Origin of the sequence: Mannheimia glucosida (assembly GCF_046267875.1) — a bacterium.
In the GTDB taxonomy this organism is placed as follows: Bacteria; Pseudomonadota; Gammaproteobacteria; order Enterobacterales; family Pasteurellaceae; genus Mannheimia; species Mannheimia glucosida.
Genome location: NZ_CP176502.1, coordinates 2,086,918 through 2,110,233, shown reverse-complemented (window position 1 = coordinate 2,110,233; position 23,316 = coordinate 2,086,918). Strand labels below are relative to the sequence as shown.

General features: G+C 39.0%; 30 protein-coding genes and 1 pseudogene. 24 read left to right on the top strand and 7 right to left on the bottom strand.

From position 1 onward, the window contains the following. A complete protein-coding gene (locus tag ACJ7Z2_RS10185) occupies nucleotides 1-1,125 on the top strand; it encodes an ABC transporter permease (protein WP_409500219.1) in 1,125 nt (374 codons plus the stop codon). 3 nt (nucleotides 1,126-1,128) lie between these two features. After that, nucleotides 1,129-2,523, top strand: coding sequence for an efflux transporter outer membrane subunit (locus ACJ7Z2_RS10180; protein WP_409500218.1), 1,395 nt, complete (start codon nucleotides 1,129-1,131; stop codon nucleotides 2,521-2,523). 232 nt (nucleotides 2,524-2,755) lie between these two features. On the opposite strand, the gene ACJ7Z2_RS10175 is transcribed toward ACJ7Z2_RS10180, so the two are convergent. The 3 genes from ACJ7Z2_RS10175 to ACJ7Z2_RS10165 are packed head-to-tail and all read right to left on the bottom strand — an operon-like array spanning nucleotide 2,756 to nucleotide 5,419. Beyond that, a complete protein-coding gene (locus ACJ7Z2_RS10175) occupies nucleotides 2,756-3,778 on the bottom strand; it encodes a tyrosine-type recombinase/integrase (protein WP_409500217.1) in 1,023 nt (340 codons plus the stop codon). 24 nt (nucleotides 3,779-3,802) lie between these two features. After that, nucleotides 3,803-4,729 carry a BRCT domain-containing protein gene (locus ACJ7Z2_RS10170; protein WP_409500216.1) on the bottom strand — a complete coding sequence of 309 codons (927 nt, stop codon included), beginning with the start codon at nucleotides 4,727-4,729 and terminating at the stop codon, nucleotides 3,803-3,805. Nucleotides 4,730-4,732: 3 nt separating this feature from the next. Further along, a complete protein-coding gene (locus ACJ7Z2_RS10165; protein ID WP_409500215.1) occupies nucleotides 4,733-5,419 on the bottom strand; it encodes an XRE family transcriptional regulator in 687 nt (228 codons plus the stop codon). A 138-nt stretch (nucleotides 5,420-5,557) separates the two neighbouring features. Between ACJ7Z2_RS10165 and ACJ7Z2_RS10160 the strand changes: the two genes are divergently transcribed. The 8 genes and pseudogenes from ACJ7Z2_RS10160 to ACJ7Z2_RS10125 all read left to right on the top strand — a co-directional run bounded on the left by ACJ7Z2_RS10160 (nucleotide 5,558) and on the right by ACJ7Z2_RS10125 (nucleotide 11,415). Then, entirely contained in the window at nucleotides 5,558-5,755 is a 198-nt protein-coding gene (locus ACJ7Z2_RS10160; protein ID WP_409500214.1) for a transcriptional regulator, read from the top strand. Nucleotides 5,756-5,848: 93 nt separating this feature from the next. Continuing rightward, nucleotides 5,849-6,055: a hypothetical protein gene (locus ACJ7Z2_RS10155; protein WP_373611100.1), complete on the top strand. Its 207-nt coding sequence runs from the start codon at nucleotides 5,849-5,851 to the stop codon at nucleotides 6,053-6,055. 9 nt (nucleotides 6,056-6,064) lie between these two features. Next, nucleotides 6,065-6,307 carry a hypothetical protein gene (locus tag ACJ7Z2_RS10150; protein ID WP_409500213.1) on the top strand — a complete coding sequence of 81 codons (243 nt, stop codon included), beginning with the start codon at nucleotides 6,065-6,067 and terminating at the stop codon, nucleotides 6,305-6,307. A gap of 4 nt (nucleotides 6,308-6,311) precedes the next feature. Continuing rightward, nucleotides 6,312-6,512, top strand: coding sequence for a hypothetical protein (locus tag ACJ7Z2_RS10145; protein WP_409500212.1), 201 nt, complete (start codon nucleotides 6,312-6,314; stop codon nucleotides 6,510-6,512). 234 nt (nucleotides 6,513-6,746) lie between these two features. Beyond that, on the top strand, nucleotides 6,747-9,116 hold the full coding sequence (locus ACJ7Z2_RS10140) for a replication endonuclease (RefSeq protein WP_409500211.1): 2,370 nt from the start codon (nucleotides 6,747-6,749) through the stop codon (nucleotides 9,114-9,116). 138 nt (nucleotides 9,117-9,254) lie between these two features. Then, nucleotides 9,255-10,013 (top strand): annotated as a pseudogene (locus ACJ7Z2_RS10135) (DNA methyltransferase). A 205-nt stretch (nucleotides 10,014-10,218) separates the two neighbouring features. Next, entirely contained in the window at nucleotides 10,219-10,809 is a 591-nt protein-coding gene (locus ACJ7Z2_RS10130) for a hypothetical protein (protein ID WP_409500210.1), read from the top strand. A gap of 69 nt (nucleotides 10,810-10,878) precedes the next feature. After that, complete coding sequence (locus ACJ7Z2_RS10125) at nucleotides 10,879-11,415, top strand: hypothetical protein (protein WP_409500209.1); 537 nt, start codon at nucleotides 10,879-10,881, stop codon at nucleotides 11,413-11,415. A 65-nt stretch (nucleotides 11,416-11,480) separates the two neighbouring features. Here the strand turns inward: ACJ7Z2_RS10125 and ACJ7Z2_RS10120 are convergent, their stop codons facing one another. The 4 genes from ACJ7Z2_RS10120 to ACJ7Z2_RS10105 form a co-directional block, all read right to left on the bottom strand. Then, nucleotides 11,481-11,660, bottom strand: coding sequence for a ribbon-helix-helix protein, CopG family (locus ACJ7Z2_RS10120; protein WP_409500208.1), 180 nt, complete (start codon nucleotides 11,658-11,660; stop codon nucleotides 11,481-11,483). Nucleotides 11,661-11,943: 283 nt separating this feature from the next. Beyond that, nucleotides 11,944-12,228: an ogr/Delta-like zinc finger family protein gene (locus tag ACJ7Z2_RS10115; RefSeq protein ID WP_409500207.1), complete on the bottom strand. Its 285-nt coding sequence runs from the start codon at nucleotides 12,226-12,228 to the stop codon at nucleotides 11,944-11,946. A gap of 69 nt (nucleotides 12,229-12,297) precedes the next feature. Continuing rightward, nucleotides 12,298-13,290, bottom strand: a complete 993-nt coding sequence (locus ACJ7Z2_RS10110) for a phage portal protein (RefSeq protein WP_409501141.1) — start codon at nucleotides 13,288-13,290, stop codon at nucleotides 12,298-12,300. Nucleotides 13,291-13,334: 44 nt separating this feature from the next. Next, entirely contained in the window at nucleotides 13,335-15,146 is a 1,812-nt protein-coding gene (locus ACJ7Z2_RS10105) for a terminase large subunit domain-containing protein (RefSeq protein WP_409500206.1), read from the bottom strand. A gap of 204 nt (nucleotides 15,147-15,350) precedes the next feature. On the opposite strand from ACJ7Z2_RS10105, the gene ACJ7Z2_RS10100 reads away from it, so the two are divergent. From ACJ7Z2_RS10100 to ACJ7Z2_RS10035, 14 genes are all read left to right on the top strand, one after another. Continuing rightward, entirely contained in the window at nucleotides 15,351-16,220 is an 870-nt protein-coding gene (locus ACJ7Z2_RS10100) for a GPO family capsid scaffolding protein (RefSeq protein ID WP_409500205.1), read from the top strand. Between the two features lie 2 nt (nucleotides 16,221-16,222). Further along, complete coding sequence (locus ACJ7Z2_RS10095; RefSeq protein WP_409500204.1) at nucleotides 16,223-17,251, top strand: phage major capsid protein, P2 family; 1,029 nt, start codon at nucleotides 16,223-16,225, stop codon at nucleotides 17,249-17,251. A gap of 8 nt (nucleotides 17,252-17,259) precedes the next feature. Then, nucleotides 17,260-18,090 (top strand): phage terminase small subunit, encoded by an 831-nt coding sequence (gene gpM / locus ACJ7Z2_RS10090; RefSeq protein WP_409500203.1) that lies wholly within the window; start codon nucleotides 17,260-17,262, stop codon nucleotides 18,088-18,090. Then, the gene (locus ACJ7Z2_RS10085) at nucleotides 18,090-18,542 is read left to right on the top strand and encodes a head completion/stabilization protein (protein ID WP_409500202.1); all 453 of its coding nucleotides are present in this window, start codon (nucleotides 18,090-18,092) and stop codon (nucleotides 18,540-18,542) included. Before gpM ends, ACJ7Z2_RS10085 begins: the two co-directional genes overlap by 1 nt. Continuing rightward, nucleotides 18,530-19,012: a phage tail protein gene (locus tag ACJ7Z2_RS10080; RefSeq protein ID WP_409500201.1), complete on the top strand. Its 483-nt coding sequence runs from the start codon at nucleotides 18,530-18,532 to the stop codon at nucleotides 19,010-19,012. The genes ACJ7Z2_RS10085 and ACJ7Z2_RS10080 overlap by 13 nt, the downstream gene beginning before the upstream one ends. Beyond that, complete coding sequence (locus tag ACJ7Z2_RS10075) at nucleotides 19,005-19,805, top strand: phage virion morphogenesis protein (protein WP_409500200.1); 801 nt, start codon at nucleotides 19,005-19,007, stop codon at nucleotides 19,803-19,805. The genes ACJ7Z2_RS10080 and ACJ7Z2_RS10075 overlap by 8 nt, the downstream gene beginning before the upstream one ends. Before the next feature lie 27 nt (nucleotides 19,806-19,832). Next, nucleotides 19,833-20,963 (top strand): DUF2586 domain-containing protein, encoded by a 1,131-nt coding sequence (locus ACJ7Z2_RS10070; protein WP_409500199.1) that lies wholly within the window; start codon nucleotides 19,833-19,835, stop codon nucleotides 20,961-20,963. A 3-nt stretch (nucleotides 20,964-20,966) separates the two neighbouring features. Beyond that, the gene (locus ACJ7Z2_RS10065) at nucleotides 20,967-21,419 is read left to right on the top strand and encodes a phage protein (protein ID WP_188155943.1); all 453 of its coding nucleotides are present in this window, start codon (nucleotides 20,967-20,969) and stop codon (nucleotides 21,417-21,419) included. 92 nt (nucleotides 21,420-21,511) lie between these two features. Then, a complete protein-coding gene (locus ACJ7Z2_RS10060; RefSeq protein WP_409500198.1) occupies nucleotides 21,512-21,754 on the top strand; it encodes an HP1 family phage holin in 243 nt (80 codons plus the stop codon). Then, nucleotides 21,738-22,298 carry a lysozyme gene (locus tag ACJ7Z2_RS10055; RefSeq protein ID WP_409500197.1) on the top strand — a complete coding sequence of 187 codons (561 nt, stop codon included), beginning with the start codon at nucleotides 21,738-21,740 and terminating at the stop codon, nucleotides 22,296-22,298. The genes ACJ7Z2_RS10060 and ACJ7Z2_RS10055 overlap by 17 nt, the downstream gene beginning before the upstream one ends. Then, nucleotides 22,288-22,683: a hypothetical protein gene (locus tag ACJ7Z2_RS10050; RefSeq protein ID WP_409501151.1), complete on the top strand. Its 396-nt coding sequence runs from the start codon at nucleotides 22,288-22,290 to the stop codon at nucleotides 22,681-22,683. Before ACJ7Z2_RS10055 ends, ACJ7Z2_RS10050 begins: the two co-directional genes overlap by 11 nt. Beyond that, nucleotides 22,580-22,792, top strand: a complete 213-nt coding sequence (lysC, locus tag ACJ7Z2_RS10045) for an Rz1-like lysis system protein LysC (RefSeq protein ID WP_409501140.1) — start codon at nucleotides 22,580-22,582, stop codon at nucleotides 22,790-22,792. Before ACJ7Z2_RS10050 ends, lysC begins: the two co-directional genes overlap by 104 nt. A 20-nt stretch (nucleotides 22,793-22,812) precedes the next feature. After that, the gene (locus ACJ7Z2_RS10040; protein ID WP_409500196.1) at nucleotides 22,813-23,130 is read left to right on the top strand and encodes a putative phage tail assembly chaperone; all 318 of its coding nucleotides are present in this window, start codon (nucleotides 22,813-22,815) and stop codon (nucleotides 23,128-23,130) included. Between the two features lie 8 nt (nucleotides 23,131-23,138). Continuing rightward, nucleotides 23,139-23,309, top strand: a complete 171-nt coding sequence (locus ACJ7Z2_RS10035; protein ID WP_188157735.1) for a DUF6890 family protein — start codon at nucleotides 23,139-23,141, stop codon at nucleotides 23,307-23,309. Nucleotides 23,310-23,316 lie beyond the last annotated feature (7 nt).

Here is a 23,316-nt window from a genome sequence, read left to right as displayed (position 1 = left end):
ATGAACCGTTGGTTTAAAAATGTCGGTTTTCTCGCATTTAAAGAGCTAAAAAGTCTGTTTAGCGATAAAGTATTGGTTTTACTGATTATTTATATGTTTTCCTTTGCGATCATTACCATTGCAAAGCAAGGTATGACCGATGTGAAAAACGGCTCGGTTGGTATTATTAACTATGATCACTCCGCACTCTCTTATCGTTTAAAAGATGCTTTGATTCCGCCTTATTTTAAGGCGGTAGAAGATATTGAGCCACAAGCGGTGGATAGAGCAATGGATATTGGGCAATACACCTTTATTGTGGAAATTCCGCCGAATTATCAACGTGATATGGTTGCCGGCAGAGAGCCGAAAGTGCAATTGTTAGTTGATGCCACTGCGATGACCCAAGCTAATATCGGGGCTTATTATATCGGGCAGATTTTTAACCAAGAAATTGAACGTTTTCTCGGCACGCCACAGCCATTAATGCCTTTGAATACGGCAATCAATGTGCTGTATAACCCCAATTATGACACCTCTTGGTTTATGGGAGCGGGGCAGATTGTCGGAAATTTAACCTTGCTGACGTTACTGCTTTCAGGATCTGCGGTGATTCGGGAAAAAGAGCGTGGTACGATTGAGCATTTACTGGTAATGCCGGTTCGTTCCAGCGAAATTGCGGTGTCTAAAATTCTTGCTAACGGCTTGGTATTAGTGGTAGTTACCTTATTTTCGCTTAAGTTTATTATTTCCGGCTTTCTGGGCGCCCCATTTAGTAACGTGCAAATCGGAATTTTTGTATTAGGCGTGGCGATTTTTCTGTTTTCGGTTGCATCACTAGGGATATTGTTGGCGGTATTTGCACCTTCTATGCCACAATTTGGGCTACTTTGCATTCCGATTTATTTAGTGATGTATATGCTTTCGGGGGCTAATTCGCCGCTTGAAAATATGCCGCAACTGGCACAGCAATTAACCCAATTTTCACCGACCACTATTCTTGGGGCTTATGCCCAAGATGTGCTATTCCGCAATGCCGGCTTAGAATTGGTTTGGTCACATTTGCTTAAAATGGCTCTGCTCGGAGCGGTGTTTTTAACGATTGCCTTAATGCAGTTTAAATCAATGCTATCGAAACAAGGATAAAAAATGACGTTTTATAAATTATCAGCAGTTGCAATTTTTACTGCTTTTTTGACCGCTTGTAGCACTATTAACGTTGATACCCAATCTTCGGTTGAAGTGCCGCTTGAGTTTGATCAAACCCAAGCAGCTAAAGGCTCAAGTGAAATTCAACAGTGGTGGAAAAATTGGCACGATCCACAATTAACTGCCTTAATTGAACGAGGATTGGCAAACAGTTTAGATATTCAGCTCGCCAAAGCCCGTTTAGCTGAAGCTCAGGCAAACAGCCAATATACTGAAGCGGATAAAGGGATTAACGTGGGGGCAAATGGAACAGTTGGTGGCGGAATGTTAGATATGAACACCGATGTCTATAACCCCAAACGTCTTGATGTAGCGAATGCTCAAGCGGGTATTTCCGCTTCGTGGGAACCTGATTTCTTTGGTAAAAAACGTAGTGATGCCGATGCTGCAAAAGCAGGGGCATTAGGGCAACAAGAACAAGTGTATGGGGCTCAACTTTTGGTTTCAAGCAGTATTGCCGAAAACTATTTTAAAATTTATGCGATAGACCAACAGCAAGCAATTATTGGTAAAAACGTTGCGATTTTGAATGAATTACAACGCTACATTCAAGGGCGTTTTAACGCAGGGCAGGCAACAGCTTATGAACTGAGTGAAATTGCCGCACAAATCACCGCATTAAAAGCTCAGCAATCTACGCTTCAGTCTCAGGTTGATGCGTTGCAGCGAAACATTGCGGTACTGATTGGTGTTGTGCCTCAAGGCTTTAAAATTGCCAGACAGGGCAATCCGTTAGCTAAAATTCCGGACAGCCCGAGCGGGCAAATGCCGAGTACGGTAATTGAACGCCGGCCTGATATACGGGCGAATGCACGCAGAGTGGAAGCTATGGCGGCAAAATTAGCTAGTGCGAAAGCTGATCTTTATCCACGTTTTGATATTCAATTTTTAGGGCAAGGCGGTTATGTCAAAATTAATAACGATCTGTCGCCGATTTCAGCGTTATCTAATTTAGTCAGTGTTGGGGTTAAGTTACCGATTTTTACCAATGGTAGAATCCAAGCTAACATTGATGCAGCAGATGCCCGCTTGCAAGCAGCAATGATTGAGTACGATAACAGCTTACTCACCGCATTGGGAGAAGTGGATTCAGCGTATCAGCACCAATCCGGTCTTGTTAAACAGAGCGGATTGCTACAGACTGCATTAAAACAAGCCCAAAAACAGGCAAATGACGCCCAAAAATTATTCCAATTTGGTGAAAAAACCTTAGATGTGGCAATCAGAGCCAGAACCTCAGTGCTAAATTACCAGCAGCAACTGGTTCAGTCACAGCTCTCGCAAGCGTTAAATTTAATTAACCTATACAAAGCATTAGGTGGCGGCTGGCGATAAGTGTTTGCAAAAAATCCATAAAAAATGACCGCTTGCAAGCGGTCATTTTTTTAGTTCAACGATTAAATTGTGCTTTATTCCTTGCCATAGTAGGCTTTGGTCATAATCGCCTCCAAACCTTAACAATCCCTTTAAAATCATAAGGTTACAGTAATGCCAATGCTTTTAAATTGGGAAATAGGGTAAAATAAGGGGAAATGAAGTAAATAAATCGCCACTTTATCGCCACAAATTATCGGTTTACGAGAGGGTTTAAAGTGATAGCTTGCTCAAGGTGAGCAGGGGCAAAATGTGCATAACGCATAGTCATTTTGATGTCGGAATGCCCTAAAATATCACGCAATACTAAAATATTACCGCCGTTCATCATAAAATGGCTGGCGAAAGTATGGCGTAAAACGTGGGTAGCTTGTCCCATAGGCAGGGTAATATCCGCTTTTTTAAGGGCTAACTTAAAAGCACGATGGCAAGCCTTATAATAAGTACCGGCAAAAACTTTACCGCTGGTTTTGGGGATTAAATCATACAACTCTTGAGATATAGGAATAGTTCTATTCTTACCATTTTTCGTGCCGGCATAGGTAATTTTATACGGTATTAATTGAGATGATGTTAAATCTTGAGCCTCGCCCCATCTTGCACCGGTTGCCAAGCAAATTCGGACAATAATTCCCAAATACTTATTTCTTGATTTATCACAAACATCTAACAAACGGTCGATTTCATCAGACCGCAAAAAAGCCAAATTTTGTTCTTTAACTTTAAAGGCACGAATTTTGGCTAAAGGATTACCCCCACTCCATTTCCCCAAACGCTCAAGTTCAGCAAAAACAGACCTTAAAATAGCTTGCTCACGGTTTATATAAGTCTCTTTCGGCACAATACCGCTTAAATCATTCACGATTTCGCCGCTTAACCGTTTTGCCCGATATTCTGCAAAATCGGAGGCGGTAAAATCCCGGGCGTAAGGGTCGCCAAACACTTTACACATCCATTTTAATTTATCATAGCTTGCAGCGCCGCTTACCAATGATTTGCCGTGCAACTCATACCACAGTTTGCAAAGTTCAGACAGCCTTTGAGGTTGTTCACGTCTAACTACTACGGCTTGAGCTAGTGGGCTATTCTCTAGTTTGAGCTGATTGTAAAAGCGGCTTGCTTCCGCCTTAGCATCAAACCATTTACGAATCCGTTTACCCTTGACATAAGCCTCTGCCAGCCACTTGCCACGGATTTCATCTTTACGAACTGCCATAATAATATCCCTTGAGCTTGTAAGTTAGCTTGCAAGTAATCTATCCAATATTTCACGCTCATCTTTGGGCATATATTCAAGCCACTGTTTTTCGGTGATAATTTTAATTTCACCGCCTTTTTGTTGCAGCTCTTTTGCCTCTTCGATTTTTCTTCCAAAAGACGCAGTTTTCCAATTTTCAGAACCAAGTGAGCCAACAATCAGAAAAGTAGTTTTATAGGTAGGATTCTTAGTTGTTTTAGCATTTAATTCTTTTGCTAAGGTTTCGCAAAGCCCCCTTGAACAGATTGAAAACTTTCCAGTAAATACAATTTTAGAATTTTTGATAGAAGCGGTTTCAACTTCATCAAAGAAAAAATCGGATTCACTTAAAGACAATCCTGATACTATTTCTTCACTTGAACCACCAAATGCGATAATTAATTGCTTTATTTTTTCTAAATCATCGTCAGATAATTCTATTTCGGCAAATAAATCCAGTGCATCGTAAAGATTGCGACATACGGGGTGTTCAGATAGATAAGGAAATTCATTAAGAAGTAATATTAAATTGTTGATCTTATCTATTGATAAATTGCCATCGGAAACAAGACCTTTACAAAAACCTTGAAGATAAAGAATATCGCCTTCCATTTGTGAATATACACTCGCAATAAAAGGAGATGATAAAGATATAATAAAATCATTTAAATTTTCAATTTCATCAAATACTTCATCATCATTCAATGTTTTCTCATTGTTGATAATGGGCTGAATAAAGTTTTTTACTTCACTATAAACAACCATAGATATTTCATTGAATTTTAAATTATCTTGAGCATTTAATAAGAATGTATCAATAAAAATAGCCTCTTGCTTATTAAATTCTAAATCACTAGATATAGCTTCAATAAGTCCACATAAGGTAAAAATAAAAGCCGCATTTCTTTTATCATTAAAATTATGATTCATATACTATCCAAGCTCCTTCATCTTCTCTTGAGAGAATTTAGCTTTAGCGTGGATTATCAATTTACTTTCATTATCCCTAGTTATCTCCCAAGTTTTATATAAAGGATTATCAGAGATAACTAAGAGAGAGTCGCCAGCAAGCTGCAAACGCTTAACGTAAAGCATATCACCATAGCTAAAAACATACACACCGTCACCTGAAAAGAATTTGATATTTGTATTTACAACTAATAAATCACCACTATTTAGAGTTGGCTTCATTGAATCGCCATCTATATTGATGATACTTAAGCCATTTGCTGATGTTTGCTGAAACATCTGCATAAAATAGCCTTGTTCAAATTCTATTGCCCGGGTGAAACCGTCTAAATCTCCGGTAATAAATTTCCCTTCACCAGCGGAAGCATAAACATCCAATATTTCTAATCGAACATTTCCTTCTTTTTCACAAGCGGTCTGATTTTCTTCAATTTTTGTAAAATCGGGAGCTTCACCCTTGCCTGTTTTTAGCCATTCGACTGATACACCTAAAGCATTTGAAATTTCTAGAATGTACTTAGGGTTTAAGGTTTCCCCTTTCAAAATCTTACCGATTGATTGTTGAGATACACCAATGTGATTTGCTAACCATTGCTGTGATTTGCCTTGCTCTTTAATAGCAAATTGTAAACGTTCTGCCAAGTTGCTCATTTTAAGTTCCTTAATGTAATTCACAAAAGATACAACTAAAGTTACCAAAAATAAAGGTAAAAAAAGTTGTTGATTAAAGGTAATTAAAGTTATATTATATATCCATAAAGTAATTTAAGTTACCTTTATGGGGGGTGTATGAATAACAAAATTAAGAAAGCTATAGAAATTTGTGGTTCGCAAGTTGCTTTAGCTAAGGCATGTGGTGTTACCCATCAAGCCGTTAAAAAGTGGTTGAACGGCAGTGGAATATCTGCCGAATATTTACTAAAAATCGAAGCTGCCACAAACGGGCAGGTAACGATTCGTGAGATTTGTGAGGAGTTGGAAAAGTGAAACATTTTCTACAAGTCATTCTTGAAATAATGGTTTTCTTCGGAATGTTCGTTTTCTGCATATCCTTTGGGTTTATGTTTTCCGGAGGCTGAAATGGAACAACCGCTAGTAATCCAAATCGGGGCAACCGTGCCGGTTGTGACCTATGCCAAGTTTGCCGAAATGGTGGGAATGTCGGAAGAGTGGGTAAAAGACCAAGTACAACAAGGCAAAATCCCGATTATGCCGAAAAAGGGCAAAGAAAAACCGCTGATTAACTTAGCGAAATATTGGCAAATAGCATTTTCCCAGCCTTACTAGGAGTAAGTTATGGCAAAAGATGACGAGCTACTTCACCCCATAATCCGTGAGGGGTTAGCCAAAGCCCGACAACGGGTGAAATACTACAAAGAGAAAGGTTTAATTACCTTAGAAAACGGAGCGGTAAGCATTTTTAAGCTGGCAGAGCAGCAAGCGAAAGACTTTGTGGATTGGCAAGAAAAAATAGCAAAGTCACACTTGCAAGAAAGGATAAAAAAGAACAGCGAATTAATTAAGCACATTAACGGGTGAAGAAATGGAAAGAGCAACAAAGCAACAAATAGAACGCCTCAAAATAGGCGTGGTAGTAGCCGAGAGAAACTGCAAAACCTACTTTGCCAGATACAACAAAGCCAAAGCCGAACGGAACTATGCTGACTGGCAAAATGGCTATTACTGGTTTAATCAAATGCTACGTTATCAAGCCGAACTAAAGGAGATTGAAGAATGCCACTAATTACAGTAAGCAGTTACAGAATTAAGAAACTACCGCCGGCACAAGACCCAGTCTATCACCTATACCAAGGAGATAGGCTTATATTCACCAACAAAAGCCTAGATGAAACATTAAGACACTTGTTTTATAAATGGCGGCGTGAACAGCGACTTCAAATCGCAAAAATGGAAGCTGAAACCGAAATCAAAATCACGGTGTCAGCAAAATGATAAACCTCTCAAAGAGAACTTAAAAATGAACCGTGAGCAGTTGAATTTAGCAATAGATAGCGAACAAAGCTATAAAAGCGTAAATTCCACCGCTCACGGTTTATCCGTTAAAGGTTGGGACTACGAAGCAAGAGAAAAAGAAGTTGATGAGCAACGTGCTAAAAACGTAGCGGAGCTTATCGAATTGCGAAAACCTCGCAAAATTCAACCGCTTGCACTGGCAGACATAGACCCGCAAAGCACACCATTACAACAAGAGCTATTCTCGGCGATTCCGAAAGACCATTACTACTTTGTCGAATCGCTAATCCAAAAGCTACCAACTAAACGCCAAAAAGAACATTTTCGAGGTCTCTATTTAAAAGAGCTGAAATCAGTAAAAGATGACGGCTCTGTCGCTTTCCGTTCAGGGTTAAAGCAAATCACTCACGCCAATAATTTTATCAGGGAATTGGTGCAAGACCGCTTGGGGCTAGTGTTTAAGCAATACCGCATAGACCTCACCTACCTATCTAAATCACTCAGTGATAAATGGGCGTGGGCAAAAGAATACTACACTAGCCAAGGGGAATACTTTAATTACTCCATTGAAATCAGCAAGGAACACGACAAAGCGGAGCTATTAGCAGACAAAGAAAGATATCTGCCGTTTTATCTTATCCCAAACAGCAAGCTAGAGTCTCTTGCCGAAGATGTGGCAAATATCTTTCAGCAAATTCAAGTGAGCCATTTTACTGCATTGGCAGAAAGTGGCAGGGAGTTTAGCGACAGCGATTTGGTAAAAGTGCTAGATGAAATCTACCAAAAGTGCGGACACCTGTGCGAAAGCATAGGATTTCCTTATTACTACTGGGAAAGCTACCTAAACCAAATTGAAAAAGGCAAAAAACCAAGCCAAAAAGCAATGGAAACCGCCTTAAATAAAGTCGTTTGCAGAAAGCACTGGGCTAGAACCTTTAACAAAATTCAAGCCCAGCTATTAGAGCATCTACGCATTGCCTGTGGTGAGGTGAATGCCAAGTCTCCTTATGTATCAAAAGAGCATTTTAGCTTTTACAGTGGCAAGCAGGCGGAAGCTTTAAGATTTCTTAAAAACAGCATTTTGGTGAACGTGGACAACCAAGAAGAGCAAATAGAGCTGTTCGATATGTGGTTCCGCTCTAACTCTAACCCTATCAAACGCAGATATGAAATGATGACCCAACTGCGTGGAATTGAAGAGTGGGCAGAAGAAAACAACTACCAAGCCTTATTTTTAACCCTTACCGCACCATCATCATTTCATGCTCAACACAGTAAACACGGACGCAACAAGAACTGGAAAGGGGCAAGCCCGAAACAGACCCACAACTACTTGAATAAGGTGTGGCAAGAGTTCCGTGCCTTATTGGCAAAACGCAAAATAGACCAAAAAGGAATGCGAGTGGCAGAGCCACACCAAGACGCAACACCTCACTGGCACTTGTTAAGCTATGTGCCACAAGAACAAGTTGAAGAATTTATTGAACTGTTTAAGCAAAAAGCCCTTGAGTTAGATGGAGACGAAAAGGGAGCAGCAGAACACCGCTGTAAGGTTGAGTTATGCGACAAAACCAAAGGCAGTGCGACCGCCTACATAGCGAAGTACATAGCCAAGAATATTGATGGATTCGATGAAGATGGCTTAACTTCCGATGAAGCACCGGAAATGGACTTTAAAGCGAACAGCCGAAAAGTGAAAGCTTGGGCTAGCCTTTGGGGTATTCGCCAATTCCAATTTTATGGGGTTGGCTCTATCAGCGTATGGCGAGAGTTAAGACGTTGCACTATCGGCAATTTTGAGAGCGACAAATTTATGGAAGACCTCTTTATTTATGCCGACAACGCAGAATACGCCTGTTTTATGGATAAACAAGCAAAAGGCAACATAAGACAAGCACCGGTTAAATTGTACTACGAAGACACAGAGGAGAATAAGTATGGCGTAATAAACAAGAAAATTAAAGGAATTTTTAACCAATTCAAACAAGTTGTTTCTGACGGGGTGCAGTTTGTCGCTACCCGCATGAAATCGTACCGCATAGAGCGTAAATCTAAGGCGGTAAATCGTGCCACCTCAGAACAGGAGCAGGCACAAACAAACACGGGGCATAGCCCCGCTTGGACTTGTGTCAATAACTGTAACCCTAGAAATAGCAAGGGTTCAGGCGGTGAAACAAGCCAGCAAGTAGTTATTTTTCTGAGAAATCACCGGGAAGAATTGGAGCGGTTAAATAATGCACTAATTTTGCAGGGGATACCGCAAAGATTTATCACAGATTACCGAAAAATGAGCTTAATTAAAGGCGGAGAAATCCAACTTTACGGCAACGCACGCATTAAATTTAACGGGTGCGAGATAGTTTTTACACAATAAAAAGGAAAACAAGATGAAAAAATTTAATTTAGACGAAGCATTAGCGGGTAAACCGGTAAGATTAAGAGATGGTAGTAAATGGCTTAATGCAATGAAAAACAACCGAGCAGATGGTGATATTCCGTTTTAGGGGGGGAAATGGTAGTTTGGGCATTATTTGACAGCGGAAACGGTTGTTACACTCAAGCGGCTAAACAAATTAATGGGGTTGAAATATACCCCATTGGGATAGACAAAGAGAATAAGAACAGCCATTTTATTAACTTAAATTTAGCCGATTATGGGCGATTATTTGGAGATAATCAGCTTTTTGAGGAGCTTGATAAATTGCCACAACCTGATCTAATTATTGCTTCCCCTCCTTGTGAAAGCTGGTCGGTTGCGAGTGTTATGTAGGGGGGGAATGCTTGCTGGAAGCAGGAGGAAAAGGCACTATCTAAATTTACTATCAGAAATAAGGTGGACTATGACTTGCCACACGTTCAGTTTAAATATGAGCGTTCATTTTTTAATAGAATTAATGGTGAATTATGCATTTATAACACAATAGAAATCATAAAAAGGTATCAGCCCAAAATATACATTATTGAAAATCCAGCAAGGAGCAAAATATGGCACTATATTAATGATATTTTAGGATTTATTATCCCGTATGATAATTTAACCTACTATAATAATTATGGATACGACATTCAAAAAGCAACGAAATTTAAAAGCAATATCGATTTAAATTTAAAAGGTGAGAAAAGAAAGGCGGATAGAAAATGGGACAATTTTTCAAAAAATTATAATGAGCGTTCAAATATTCCAATCAATTTAATATTAGATATTTATAAAAGAGTTAAAAATTTGATTAATGAGGAAATTAAAAAAAATGAATTATTAGCCTTATTCTAAAAAATAGCACGTTTAACCGTGCTATTTTTATTTACATTGAAAAACTTAACTGTTTTTTCTCTACTTTCTCAATCGCTATTTTAAATTAAAAATTTGCAAAAAAATTTAAAAAAACTCTTGCAATAAAATTATAATGCGCCTATAATTAGGCGCATAAAGCAAGGCTAGGGAGCCAGCTAATAACCATCAGCCAAAGGGGGCTAAAATGACAACTCAAATTACAATCGCACAAATCAACGACTTATTAAAATCTCACAATATCCAAGGCTACGCCAATGAATGGCAAGGTCGCCGCATTTACATCAATCTTTCGGCAAAAAATAATGAAAGCAGAGGTGATCGGAATTACCAGTTGTACATTGACTTAGCCACAGGTGAGTTAGTGAGCAAACTTGGCAAAGGATTAACAACAAGAGAGTTCGACTCTGCCGTAAAAGCTTTTGAAAACGCTTTTAATGCTAAAGACAACGCTGAAAATACAGCGCCGGTAGAAAGCAAAGAAACAGAGCAAGAGAACAAACAAGAAACAACTAAGCTTGTAATCACAAAACCAACATTAAAAGGCTCTGAAAAACAAATCGCTTGGGCAGACGAAATCATCAATCTTTTTATTGCGAAGATTGGTGATACCTCTATCCCAGTAACAGCAACGCAAGAGCAAATTAAGCAAGCTCAAGCAATGGTAGATAATTTTTTTGCAATGACAAACGCTGGAAAGTGGATCGAAAAATTTAAAGGTCTAAATGATAATAGCGAACCAAAGCAATTTTGGTTATCCGTAAAATATGGATGGTAGATTGATATAACAAATAAGCCGTAAGAGCAAAGGCTTACGGCTAAAACAAACAGATAACCGGAGATTATTATGACTACACAAGTAACACCACAAATTATGCGTACTATCGGACAAATTGTCGCAGCTATATATGGTGACGATGTACCAACAAACGTACAAACTATGATTTTGAGATACCCGATAAAAGGCCTTGGACTCATCTCACAACGTAGGGATTTACCTCTAAATGAGGGAGACTTAAAAAACGAAGTGGCGAGATTAATGGATAAAATCCCTGCCGATCTCAAAGACCCAAAAGACGGAATGTCTTTTGATTGCCAAGGGGCTTTTTGGATTGGCTATCACCAATACTGTAAGCTAAATGAAGATGTTAAAAATTACACCAAAAAAGAATTAGCATTTATCGGCGAATCACTCTACGGAACCCAGTGGCAGTCTAATCTTGCTAGAGATTTGGGATTGTCTGATGCTCGACGTGTACGAGAATGGGTGGCTGGTGACCGTAAAATCCCTTTCGGGGTTTGGGCTGACATAGCCGAATTGGTTAGAGCTAAGCAAAGCAACTTATCATCGATTTTAAGCAAGATGACCAAAACAAATAAATAAAATTTATCTTAAATAAGAGTAGTTATTTAATTAAAATATAAGGCGTAGTGAATACGCCTTATATTTTACTGATTTTGCCTAAATTGTTGAACAGCCTGAATAATTAGCTGATTTTGTGGAATGTTGAGTTTTTGGCTAAGTTCTTCGATTTCTGCGATCACCTCAAGGGGAAGTTTAAAGGATTTCTGCTTTATTCCTCTTTTGGCTTCGCTTTTAGCCTGAATTTCATTTCTTGACATTGCCATAATTAAACCCTATTATAAATTTGTTTGAAGAGCCGGGAGCTTTCACCCCCGGCGAGTTGCTTCAGATTAGTAAGCTGGGGAGCTAAGGACTAATAAGAAGACAACTAGGATAATGTATTTAAACATTTTGCTATCCTTCTTCATTTCGTAAGGTTTAAGCCTTACGCTCACTTTCAAGCTATCTCTTGAAAGTGAGGTTATTATAATGTAGGATACCCTATATTGCAAGTAATAAATACAAAAAATCCGAGAAATTTTTAGTTTCTCGGATTTTTATTATACCTTATGCAAAATTCTCTTTTTGTTTTGGACTTGGTGTGATCAGCTTAAATAATTCGTTTTTATCTGCTTCGGATAATTTACTCACCAAATATTTAAACAATCCTTCTTTTGTTAATTTGCTGGTGCTGGTTGTATGGCTAAATTCTAAATTCATTACAAATTTATGCCCACAATCAGGATTTCTGCAGGTGCAATACAATTTCTTAAAATTGCTGTGAATATTTTCAGTTTTTGTAATAAATGCCTTTGAGCCACATTCGCAATAAATATCTAAAATTTTAGCCATAACAAGTAACCTTTATAACACTTAAATAATTGATAATTATAGCAAAAAATGAATTGCTTTTCTTTTGAATTATTCTGTGATTTGTGGCTTTTTAAACTTGACTTGCATTGATTTTTTAATTTCAAAATCGCTATTAATTGCTTCTTCGATAATCTCTTGTAGTGGGAATACTTCATCAAGTTGATAAGCCTCACGATATTTCAAAGGGTCGCCTAATCCACCGCTATTGCTTGGGATAATGCCGCCTAATCCGGGAGGGAATCGGTGAGCAGTTAAAACATCTTGTGCAGAAATATTTTTGATATTCGCAAATTCATCTTTTGTGCCGGTATCGCCAATCGGAATCAGCTTAACTCCATCGGGGCTGCCATCGGGAATGTTAATAAACATAGATTTAAAATTCCCGACACCTTTTGACTTTTCTATTTTTTTGCGGATTTCATCTTCCATATCCTCCGATAAATCAGGGTCAGTAGTGTAAAGAATAAATCCCATATGGGCCCCATTGCTAAAATAACGGCGGCGAAATGTAGTGGCATCGGAGTTAAGCAAGGCGGATTGAATACCGCCGACATAATCAGGTGAGCCGTAAACTTGTTGAATAGGGTCATACAGTTTGATGAAGATAATATCTTTTTCACTATATTCGTAGATTTCCGATGCCGTATCATAGAGCGATTTTTTCATTAAATAGGAATAGCCACCATCTTTTTTTACTCTCATATAAAGCGATGATAACGGGTGTAGTTTTACCACTTGCCCAAAGCCATTGCGTAATTTTAACAATGCCACATCACCAAACTGAATTAAATTTAAACAGGCTGCCCGCATTTCCATTCGTGAAAGTGTCGGGCTACCTAAATAGCCACTACTCACCATATTTGACCGGCTATTTAAAATGCCGCCGTGTTGTGCATTTTGATATGGCAATTTCGCTAATGCGTGGCGATTAATTGGAGGTAAATGGCAGTTGTAATGATTGTCGAAACCTAACCCAACATAATCTAGTGCTGGGGCTGCGGACATTTCCCAGTTTCGGTCATTTATGGAAAATAATTTCATTCCATTCTGTTTTGTTTGTTGTGCTTTTTTTGATTTTGTCATAATTAAATACCCCAGCTACTACGCCGTTTTTTCGTGGTTAAAGATTTTTTGTTAATTGCATTACACATAGCCCAAAATACATCAGCGTGCTGATTCTGTGCTGTACGTTCTGCAATAAAAGTCGTTTTCTCGCCCGATCTTGTTGTGGTTTGCTTCACCATCAAAAATGAGGCGGCAATATCAATTTCTTTATTCGACCAAGCGATATTTTCAGATGTCACCAAGTCGTGCATTTTTAGCACCATACCTGTCTTAACCTCCGGATTATAATTAAGTGGCACAGCCTCACGCCGGGCAAATTCCTTTACTTCTTCGTAAACGCCGTAACCAACCCCGGTTGCATCTATCCCTAAATAAGTGATATTGTATTTTTCAAACAACCCTTTTATTTGTTGTGCCTGCCATTTATACGATAAGCCGTGCCATTGGTGCCGCTCTAAAAGCCTGAATTTTTCTTTCGGCAATACAGGAGGAGCAATAATCACAAAACAGGCGGCATCTTGGCTATGTGCTGGGTCATAACCCGCCCAAACTTCACGCATTCCGAATGGGTGTTCTGCACTAGGTTCAAAGTCTTTCCACGTTTCAATATCTACGCCACATTTGAGCAATTCACCGATTTTGAAAATACTATTAGCATCATCAATCCATACGCACATAAATAACTGGTTAAAAACGTGCCGATTGTATTTTTGCTTGAGCTTTTCAATATTAAATAAATCGCAACCGCCTTTTTCAGCATCTTCAATCGTGACTACATAACGCCATACACCGTCCGGACAAACTCGCCCGCCGTCGCGATATTCCTCAAAGGTTGGGAAAATCACATTCTTGCGTTTAGGGTCATCACTTTTCCATTTATCACCCGACCAAAACGCATAAGATGGGTGAAATTTTGAGGATGGAGTAGAAAAATACGTTTCACGCCATCTTTCGTGCGTAGCCATTGCTGAAGATACATCGTGGAAACGGTTAAAATCACGAATCCAAGCATATTCATCACCGTAAACGTGGCCGCTATTACCTTGTGCGGTATTCGCATTTGTGGCTAAAAAATGCAATTCAGCCCCATTGCTTAAAATAATCGGATTGCCTTTTAGCTCTAAATCGAAATACTGGCGAGCCATTTTTACAATGTAGTTCTTAAAAATTTCAGATTGTCGCTTGGAGGCAGATAAGAAAATTTGGTTATCACCGGTTAAAACGGCATCTTCAAACCCTTCAAACGAAAAGTAATAAGTCATCCCGATTTGTCGGGATTTTAGAATATTTCTAACATCCTGATGTTTATTAGCCCTTGCGTGTTTCTGATAGTCAAAAAGTGAATCCACAAACGGCTGAAACATTTCAGGCGTAATATGCGAAATATCGTTCTTAACCTTTTTCTTTTTCTCGCCCTTTTCAGACTTTGATTTTGCCCCATCGCCGCTATCAGCAAAATTTGCAAAACTTTCACCCAAATTGACCGCTTGCTGTTTAGCCTGCTTAGCCTGTTGGGTAGCCCGAAGTTTTTTATACTCCAAATCCTTATCAATTAAGGCATTCAGCTCTTTAATTTCGTTTTCGCTTTTGCCCTCACGTTCCGTTAAAGCAACGATACGCAAAGCGATTAATTCTTCAATACCGCTTTCACTAATCAGGTTTCGCCAGTTGTATTTTTCAGCCCAGTAATAAATAGGGCGGGGTGAGTTTAAGCCTAACTCTGCTGCAATTTCTTTAGGAGTATGTTTTTTTAAATACAAAAACTTTGCAGCATAGATCGTTTCATCATCGTAGCGTAAAGATTTACGTACTCTTAATTTTTTCTCTGCCATATCTCTTTATTATTATTTTTATTGGATATACAGCCGTATTTTGGCAAGAAACAAACACAATTTATTGTGCTGTTTTTCGGATATGGTCGGATATACCTCAAATTTGCTTTATATCCGAATAGAACAGAAATCAACCAAGTGAAAAGCCTAGAAATTTAAGTAAGAATGTGGGCATTGACCGATTTCACTTTAATAAAGGCAGTTATGACAACAGTAAGTAAAAGTAAGTTACGTACAGATTTTATTTGTATCGCAACATCCGGAACAACAGTAGATGGCCGTGAAATCACTAAGCAAGAATTGCTGGATATGGCAGAAACCTATAGCACGGATTTATATACTGCGAATATGTGGCCTGAACATAGACGTTGGTTTAACTTTGGGCAAGTGCTAGAAGTAAAAGTAGAGGAAGTATCAGGCGAATTAAAGCTCTTTGCCGTGCTTGCACCGAATGATCATCTTATTAGCTGGAATAAAGATGGGCAATATCTATTTACCAGTATTGAAATTACACCGAATTTCCGTGGTAGCGGCAAAAGTTACCTTACCGGCTTAGGTGTGACTGATTCACCGGCATCAGTTGGCACAACTCAACTGCAATTTAATATTAAAGATGCTCCCCAAAATACGGTGGCAAGCGAATATACCCAAATCAATCTTGCGTTAAGTAATCCGCAAGATGAAGAAAAGTCTTTTTTTAATCTGGTAAAAGCCTTTTTTACGCAACATAGCGAAAAAGAAGGTGAAGCCAAAGCAGAAACGATTCCCCAAAATAACAATAACAACGAGGAAACATCAATGGACGAAAAGCAATTTTCACAGCTTCTTAATGCGGTGAATGGCTTAGGCGAAAAGGTGGAAAAATATTTCACTCAAACCCTAGCTACACCGGCATCAGAGCCAGCACCAAAGCCGGAAGAACCAGCTCAAACACAAGGTATTACAACAGAACAATTTAACCAATTATCGACAGCAGTAAGCGAATTAAATAAAAAATTCGATGCATTAGCTGAAGTTAAAACACCTGTTCCGGGTGGTGTACCTGAAACCAAAGAATTTAATACGGCGGTGTAAGAATGAATAGTGTAGCAGCAAAACTCTTTTATGCTTTAGTAACTAACGCAGCTAATTTTTACGGTGCAGACCCAAATTTAGCGTTAGCCGGTAAGCAATACAATATTGAAACCTCAAAAGCGGTTGTATTACTTGGTAACATCCAAAGCCGTTCTGATTTCTTAGAGCAAATCAATGTTATCACAGTAAAAGATGTTGAAGGTGATCTCATTTATGGCCCGGCTGAAGGCGGTATTACAGGCCGTAAAGCAGAAGGCCGTTTCCGCAAAAAAGTCAGTGCCAACGGCTATAAGTACAAATTAGCCGAAACCGATTCAGGCGTGTTAATCCCTTGGACTAAAATCAGTCAATGGGGGCATTTATCAGACCAATTCGCATCACTCTATGCGGAATACGTTCAACGCCAAATCGCCTTAGATATGATTAAAATCGGCTTCTACGGCGAATCTGTAGCAGATGATACGACAGACAGTAATTTAGCTGATGTAAATAAAGGTTGGTTACAGTTTGTGCGTGAGAATAAACCGACCCAAATTTTAACTAAAGGCAAAAATGAAGGTGAAATCCGCATTTTTGGTGACGAAGGCGATTATAAAAACCTGGATGAGTTAGCGTATGACTTAAAGCAAGGTTTAGCAGAAGTACATCGTGATGCCGGTGATTTAGTTTTCTTGGTCGGTTCAGATTTAGTCGGCAAAGAGGCAAGCCTTGTTTATAAAGGTAATGGCTTAATTGCTACCGAAAAAGCAGCATTAAATACGCAGGATTTAATGAAAACCTTCGGCGGTATGAAGGCAATGTTAGTGCCAAATATGCCACCACGTTTAGCGGTAGTAACCAGTCTTAAAAACCTATCAATCTATACGCAAGAAAACAGCGTGCGTCGTGGTATGAAAGACGATGATGAGTTGAAAGCGGTTAAAGATTCATACTGGCGAATGGAAGGCTATGTGGTTGAAGACCCAAGCAAATTCGCAGCGATTGAGTTTAAAAATGTAAAACTGTTAGAAGCAGACGGAAGTTATAAATAATTATGGGAATGCGTGAATTTCAAGCTCAAATGCGAGCATTACAGGAAATTGAACAAAGCAATGAGAATGCGGCTACTAAACAAGCTGTGATTGCCAAGCACGGAAGCGATTATTCTGTGTTGCAAATTGCCTTGGTTAATGATGTAAACCGAATTCATGCATTACCGACATTAGCACTTCGTGCGGAAGAAAAACGTAATGTATTTCTTCCGCATTGGCTCCCGTTTGTGGACGATTATTTTAAAAAAGGTGAGGTATATCAAAATGACATACTGGGCTATTGCATCGTGTATCTGTTTGATATTGGTGATTTTGACCGGGCATTATCCCTTGCTGAAAAGGCAATCGCTCAAAATCAGTCGTTGCCCGATGATTTTCGTTCTACGCTTCCCGCATTCACAGCAGACCAAATTTACAAATGGACAGACAAAACAGCCACAGCCGGTCAATCCGTTGAGCCATATTTTACGCAGACTTTGCAAAACGTGGCGACTAAGTGGACGCTGCACGAAATCAAAGTCGCTCAATGGTTGAAATTAGCTGCCGCACTCCTATTGCGAAATGAGGTAGGACGAATACACGCAGCAAGTGTGAATGACCCATTAAAATTGATTATGGCTATTCAATTATGTGTAAGAGCATTCCAGCTACATCACAAAGTGGGTGTTAAAAATATGGTTGAACGTTGCATTATGCGGTTAAACGCACTGCAGCAAGCAGGCGAATATCAGCCTGAAAAATTCCCTCCGGTGGCTAGTTTAAGTTTGGAAAAAGTGGAAATTGATTTTCCGTTACTTATTGAAAAACTTAAATCTAGCCAACTTCAGGAGGCTAAATAATGTTTAACGGCAGAACGACAGAATACGATGATATTTCCATCACAAATAACGGATTTTGGCCCGATGTGAATGTGCAAGAGTTTCAGAAACAACGTGCGATTCCATTACAGATTCCGCTTGAGATGGTTAAAGCATCGCTTATATCAGCTATGCAGCAAGTGAATTTAGACCTTGTTGAAGTTGAGAAAAAACACCTAGATAACGGTATTGAAAATGCTGAACAAATATCAGTAGTAACCGTGGGGGGCGAAAATTACGCCCAAACGCTTTACAAAAAAGCAGTATTTGCAAGAGCCAAACACGAGCTTTTGCCCGAATTTAATACATTGTCGGGGCGAGAAGTCCATCAAAACCGACAGTATGCAGAAGAACAAAAAAGCCTTTTAGCTGAAGCCACTCACGCAATTAGGGTTCTAAAAGACAAAAAAAGAGGCAGTGTATGTCTGATTTAAAGCGGAAGTTTCTTTATCAACAATTAACCGATTTTTTACTGACAAAGCTGCCGAAGCGTTATCACGGTAATTTTTATTCTTGGATTGAAAACGGAAAATTAGTTAATCAAGGAAAGAATGTCACAGTGAATGGCATTGAAGTTGCTCATATTAAATATGATGCGGTACTGTGGTTTGATTCATTCCCTTATAGAGAAATCCAAGCTCCGCTAATAATGGCATATATTCAGGTATGGCTTAATGAGAACGATTTATTAAGAGACCAGCTAGACCATTATGAAAGTGATTTTGACTTAGATATTTTGGATGATAAAACGGCAGATTTAAGTTTTACGATTAGCTTTGAAGAACCTCTTACAGCTATGGAAAATAACGAAGGACCATTAATGATTGATGGTGTTCATTATCAATTACAAGATATTGAAATTTATTATGCTGAAGATGTTGAGGTTAAAGTTGTAAATGATTGAGTTACGTGCAAATCCTGCAAGCCTAAAGCAATTTCGGCACGATTTAGCAATATTAATGCTTTCGGCAGGTGATAAAGCAAAAATCAAAAAATACACTGCACAGGCCATTAAACGCAATGCACAATCCAACATCAATAAACAACAATCGCCTGATGGTGTGCCTTGGAAAGCTAGGCAAAAGCCTATTGATACAACAGGTTTAAGCAAGCGTGATGCCAAAAAACAAGCGAAAATGCTGAAGAACCGGGCAAGATATTTAGTGACCCAAGACATTGGAATTAATATGGCAAAAATGTTTTACCGCATTCAGCGTACAGGTGAAATATCTTCTATTCACCAATTAGGGTTGGTAGATACCTTGCCTCAAGCAAATAATGAAAAACAATCAGGGGTAGAAAGGAAATCTTTAAATAGTCCGGCAACAGAACGACAAGCAAGACGACTTAATCAACTAGGTTATAACGTAGCGGATAAACCAAATAAGCAACCTAAAAAAATACGGTCAAAATCTGAATTAAAAATAATTCAGGAAAAATGGAAGCAAAGAATTCAGAGTGGGAAAAATCGCCACAAAGTGAGTGATAAAGAAATTATGCAAACACTCACTATAGGTCAAGCGGGTGTTTTAATTAGGCTATTAGATCCTAATTATGATGCAAAAACTTATAAAGAACGCTTCAAGGCACGTAATGCTAAGCCACTACCTAAGCGAACATTCTTAGATACCGATGAAAAACGTAATGCAGAAAGAATGACCAAAGCAATTGAACGGTTATATAAAGAGAAAAAATAAAATTCAAAATAATAAGAGGACAAACAAATGTTCCCAGGTGTACAAATCAATGCCCTTAATTTATTAAGCGGTGAAAACAAAGAAATTGAACGCCACGCATTATTTGTGGGCGTAGGCACGCACAATGTTGGCAAGTTAATGTCACTTAGCCCTGATAGCGATTTAGATAAATTGCTTGGCGAAGAAAAAACAGTGCTGAAATCGCAAATTAAGGCAGCAATGCTAAATGCCGGTCAAAACTGGTTTGCTTATGTGTATGTTGCTGCTGAAGACGGCTACGATTTTGCAAAAGCGGTATCGGAAGCTAATGCAGTGTCATCGTTTGAATATGCGGTAAATACCTACACGTTAGGCGTAGATAAACAAAAAATTAATGCTTTGCAATCGTTGTATGCTGAGTTGGTGGCGAAATTAGGTCGCCGCACATTCTTTATTCAAGCCATTGAACCGATTAACACAGACGAAGAATCGGGTGAATCTTGGGATGACTATGTGGCTAAATTAGTACGTTTGCAAGAAACCTTAGCGTGTGAACACGTAATGCTAGTGCCGACCTTGTTTGGTAATGAAGTTGGTGTGATTTCAGGGCGTTTAGCCAACCGTGCGGCCTCCATTGCTGACAGCCCTTGCCGAGTGCTAACCGGTCCATTATTAGAAATGGGGTCAGCAGAAAAACCGAAAGATAAAGACGGTTCAGAGTTAAACTTATCGCACCTCAAAGCATTAGAAAAAGCGCGTTATTCTGTGCCGATGTGGTATCCGGACTATGACGGCTATTACTGGTCTGACGGCAGAACCTTAGATGTTGAAGGGGGCGATTTTCAGGCGATTGAAAATTTACGGGTTGTAGATAAAGCTGCACGTGCCGTGCGTTTATTGGCGATTGCCAAAATCGGCGACCGTTCGTTTAATTCAACCGCTTATAGCACCGAATACCATCAGCAATATTTTGCTAAACCGTTGCGTGATATGAGCAAATCTACCACGGTAAACGGTAAAGAATTTCCGGGTGAATGCTTCCCGCCGAAAGATGATGCGGTCACTATTACCTGGCACAGTAAAACTAAAGTTACGATTTATATTAAGGTTCGTCCGTATGACTGCCCGAAGGAAATTACCGTGAATATTTTCTTAGACTTAGAAACATTGGGGGATTAATCAATGGAACGCATTTCAGGAATGTCTTTTGACTTTGCTTTTATGGGCTTACCGATTCACGCTGAAAATATTACCTTGAGTATTACCGATAATTCAGCCGTTGCACAAACCCGAGGTATTCCGGACGGCTGGGTAAGCGGTGATGTATCGGCAGAAGGTGAAATTGAGTTAGATGCTAAAAATTTTGCAAAAATCTCAACTGCCGCCGCTGCAGCAGGGAGTTACCGCAATTTACCGGAAACCGATTTCACTTTTTTTGCAATGCGAGGCGGTGTACGGGATAAGGTGGAAACCTTCGGCAATAAATTAGTGTTGTCTGATTTATTAAATATTGACCCGAAAGGCGGTTCTAAAACCACTAAAAAAGTGAAATTTTTCGTGACAAGCCCAGATTTCGTCCGAATTAATGGTGTGCCGTATCTTTCTGACGAAGATACCCGCGATTTAATCGGCTAACAGAATTTAGGGGCAATTTGAACACTACAGATAACAATAATAATAATAAACGAAAGAGCAAATTTGCCCCTAATCTTACTTGAGGTCTTGGAATGAACGGAAAATTAGAAGGTTCAGTACCGTTTTTAGGCTCATTGCTGGCTTTTGTGTCAGGTTGGAGTTTATCCGAATGGGCATCATTATTCGGTATTTTATTTGGTGCAATTACAGTCTTAATTACTTACAAAAAATACAAAGAAGACATTGCATTACATAAACAAGAATTAAATTACAAATTATTGGTTGCCCGTATTGAGGCAAAAAAATTGGGGATAACAGATGAAAATATCAGGTAAGGCTTTATTTATCGGCTGCTCCATTTTGGCTGTTTTGGCATCAGTATTTGAATCACCCAAAGCAAATGAAATCAGAACGAGTAAAGAGGCTTTATTGTTAATTGCAAATGCAGAAGGCTGTGCAAGAACGCCGTATCGTTGCCCTAGTGATGTATGGACCGATGGTATCGGCAATACTCGCAATGTTACACAAGGTCGCTATTTAAGCCTTGAGGAAATTGCTGATGATTTTATTGAAAATATCAAAGTTGCCGAACAATGCGTAAATACGCATTTTAACGGTAGAAAAATGACCCAAGGACAGTTTGATGCAATGACATCACTTGTTTTTAATGTGGGGTGTTATGGTGTAAAAACCTATTACAACAAGCAGTTAGGAAAAAGAGTGCCTACATCACTCTACAAGCACGCCCAATCACTTAATTTTAAAGCGATGTGTAGCCATATTAATGATTTTAACAAGTCAGGTGGCAAAGTGTTAAAAGGTTTAGTGATTCGCCGAGCCAAAGAAACTGAATTTTGTGTGAAACAGTATGCAAATTAAAAATATTATTCTTGTGATTTTTTGTGTGGCATTAACCTTTTTTACTACCTCCGCTAAGTATTACAAAGCAAGGGCAGAGAAAAGTGAGTTGGCATATCAACAACTGCGGGCAACATTTGAGGAAAATCAAAAAATGCTACAGAAATACCAACAGCAAATGAGCAAATTAACCACAGAATTAAACTCGGTAACTGCACAAGCTAACCAGCGTAAACAAGTATTGCAAGAGGTACTGGCAAATGAAAAAAATCAAAAATGGCGTAATGAGCCTGTGCCTGATGATGTTATTCGGGTGTTCAAAGAGCGTTCCAGACGTGGCGAAGCAAAAATTAATTTGCCCGCAAACCACGGAATGTCGGGCAATCAGCCCGCAAGTGAACACTAACGGTCTAATGGCACAAAGCCTTAATGAAGCTCTTGATAAATTAGATGTATGCGTAATTGCCTATCAAGCTATAACGCAATGCATTACGGATTTTAATAACCAAAAATAAAAACCAAAAAGGAACTAAAAATGACAGAACCAGTTAAAAATACAGCCCAAACCTTGTTAGAAAAATTAATGGCAAACGTGAAAGATAGCGTAACCATTTCAATTTCAGGTGTAGATTTCACTTTTAACCGTGACGATGCTGCTTATGATGCAATGGTAAACGAAATTGAAGGGAACAATAAAACTACCCCGATTAAAGATTACTTGTTGGCAATTATTCAGCGAGAGCAGCGAGACGAATTAATCAAAATCATTAATGTGCCTGGATTAGCTCCGCAGGTTGCTGGTGCAGTAAATAAGGTGCTAGTGCCAAAAGTTGAAATCACTGTAAAAAACTAGCACAGCGTGTGAATGCAATAGAAGGCAATGGTTTATCACAAGCCATTGCACTACGAATGCACTATCTACCACACGCAGATAACAGTGAGTACAATCTTGCTAGGGCAATTTGGCTAAATAAGCAGTATTTTGAAAATTTAGCCAATTCAGTATCAACAGGCATTGCACAGTGTTTTTAAGGTGTAA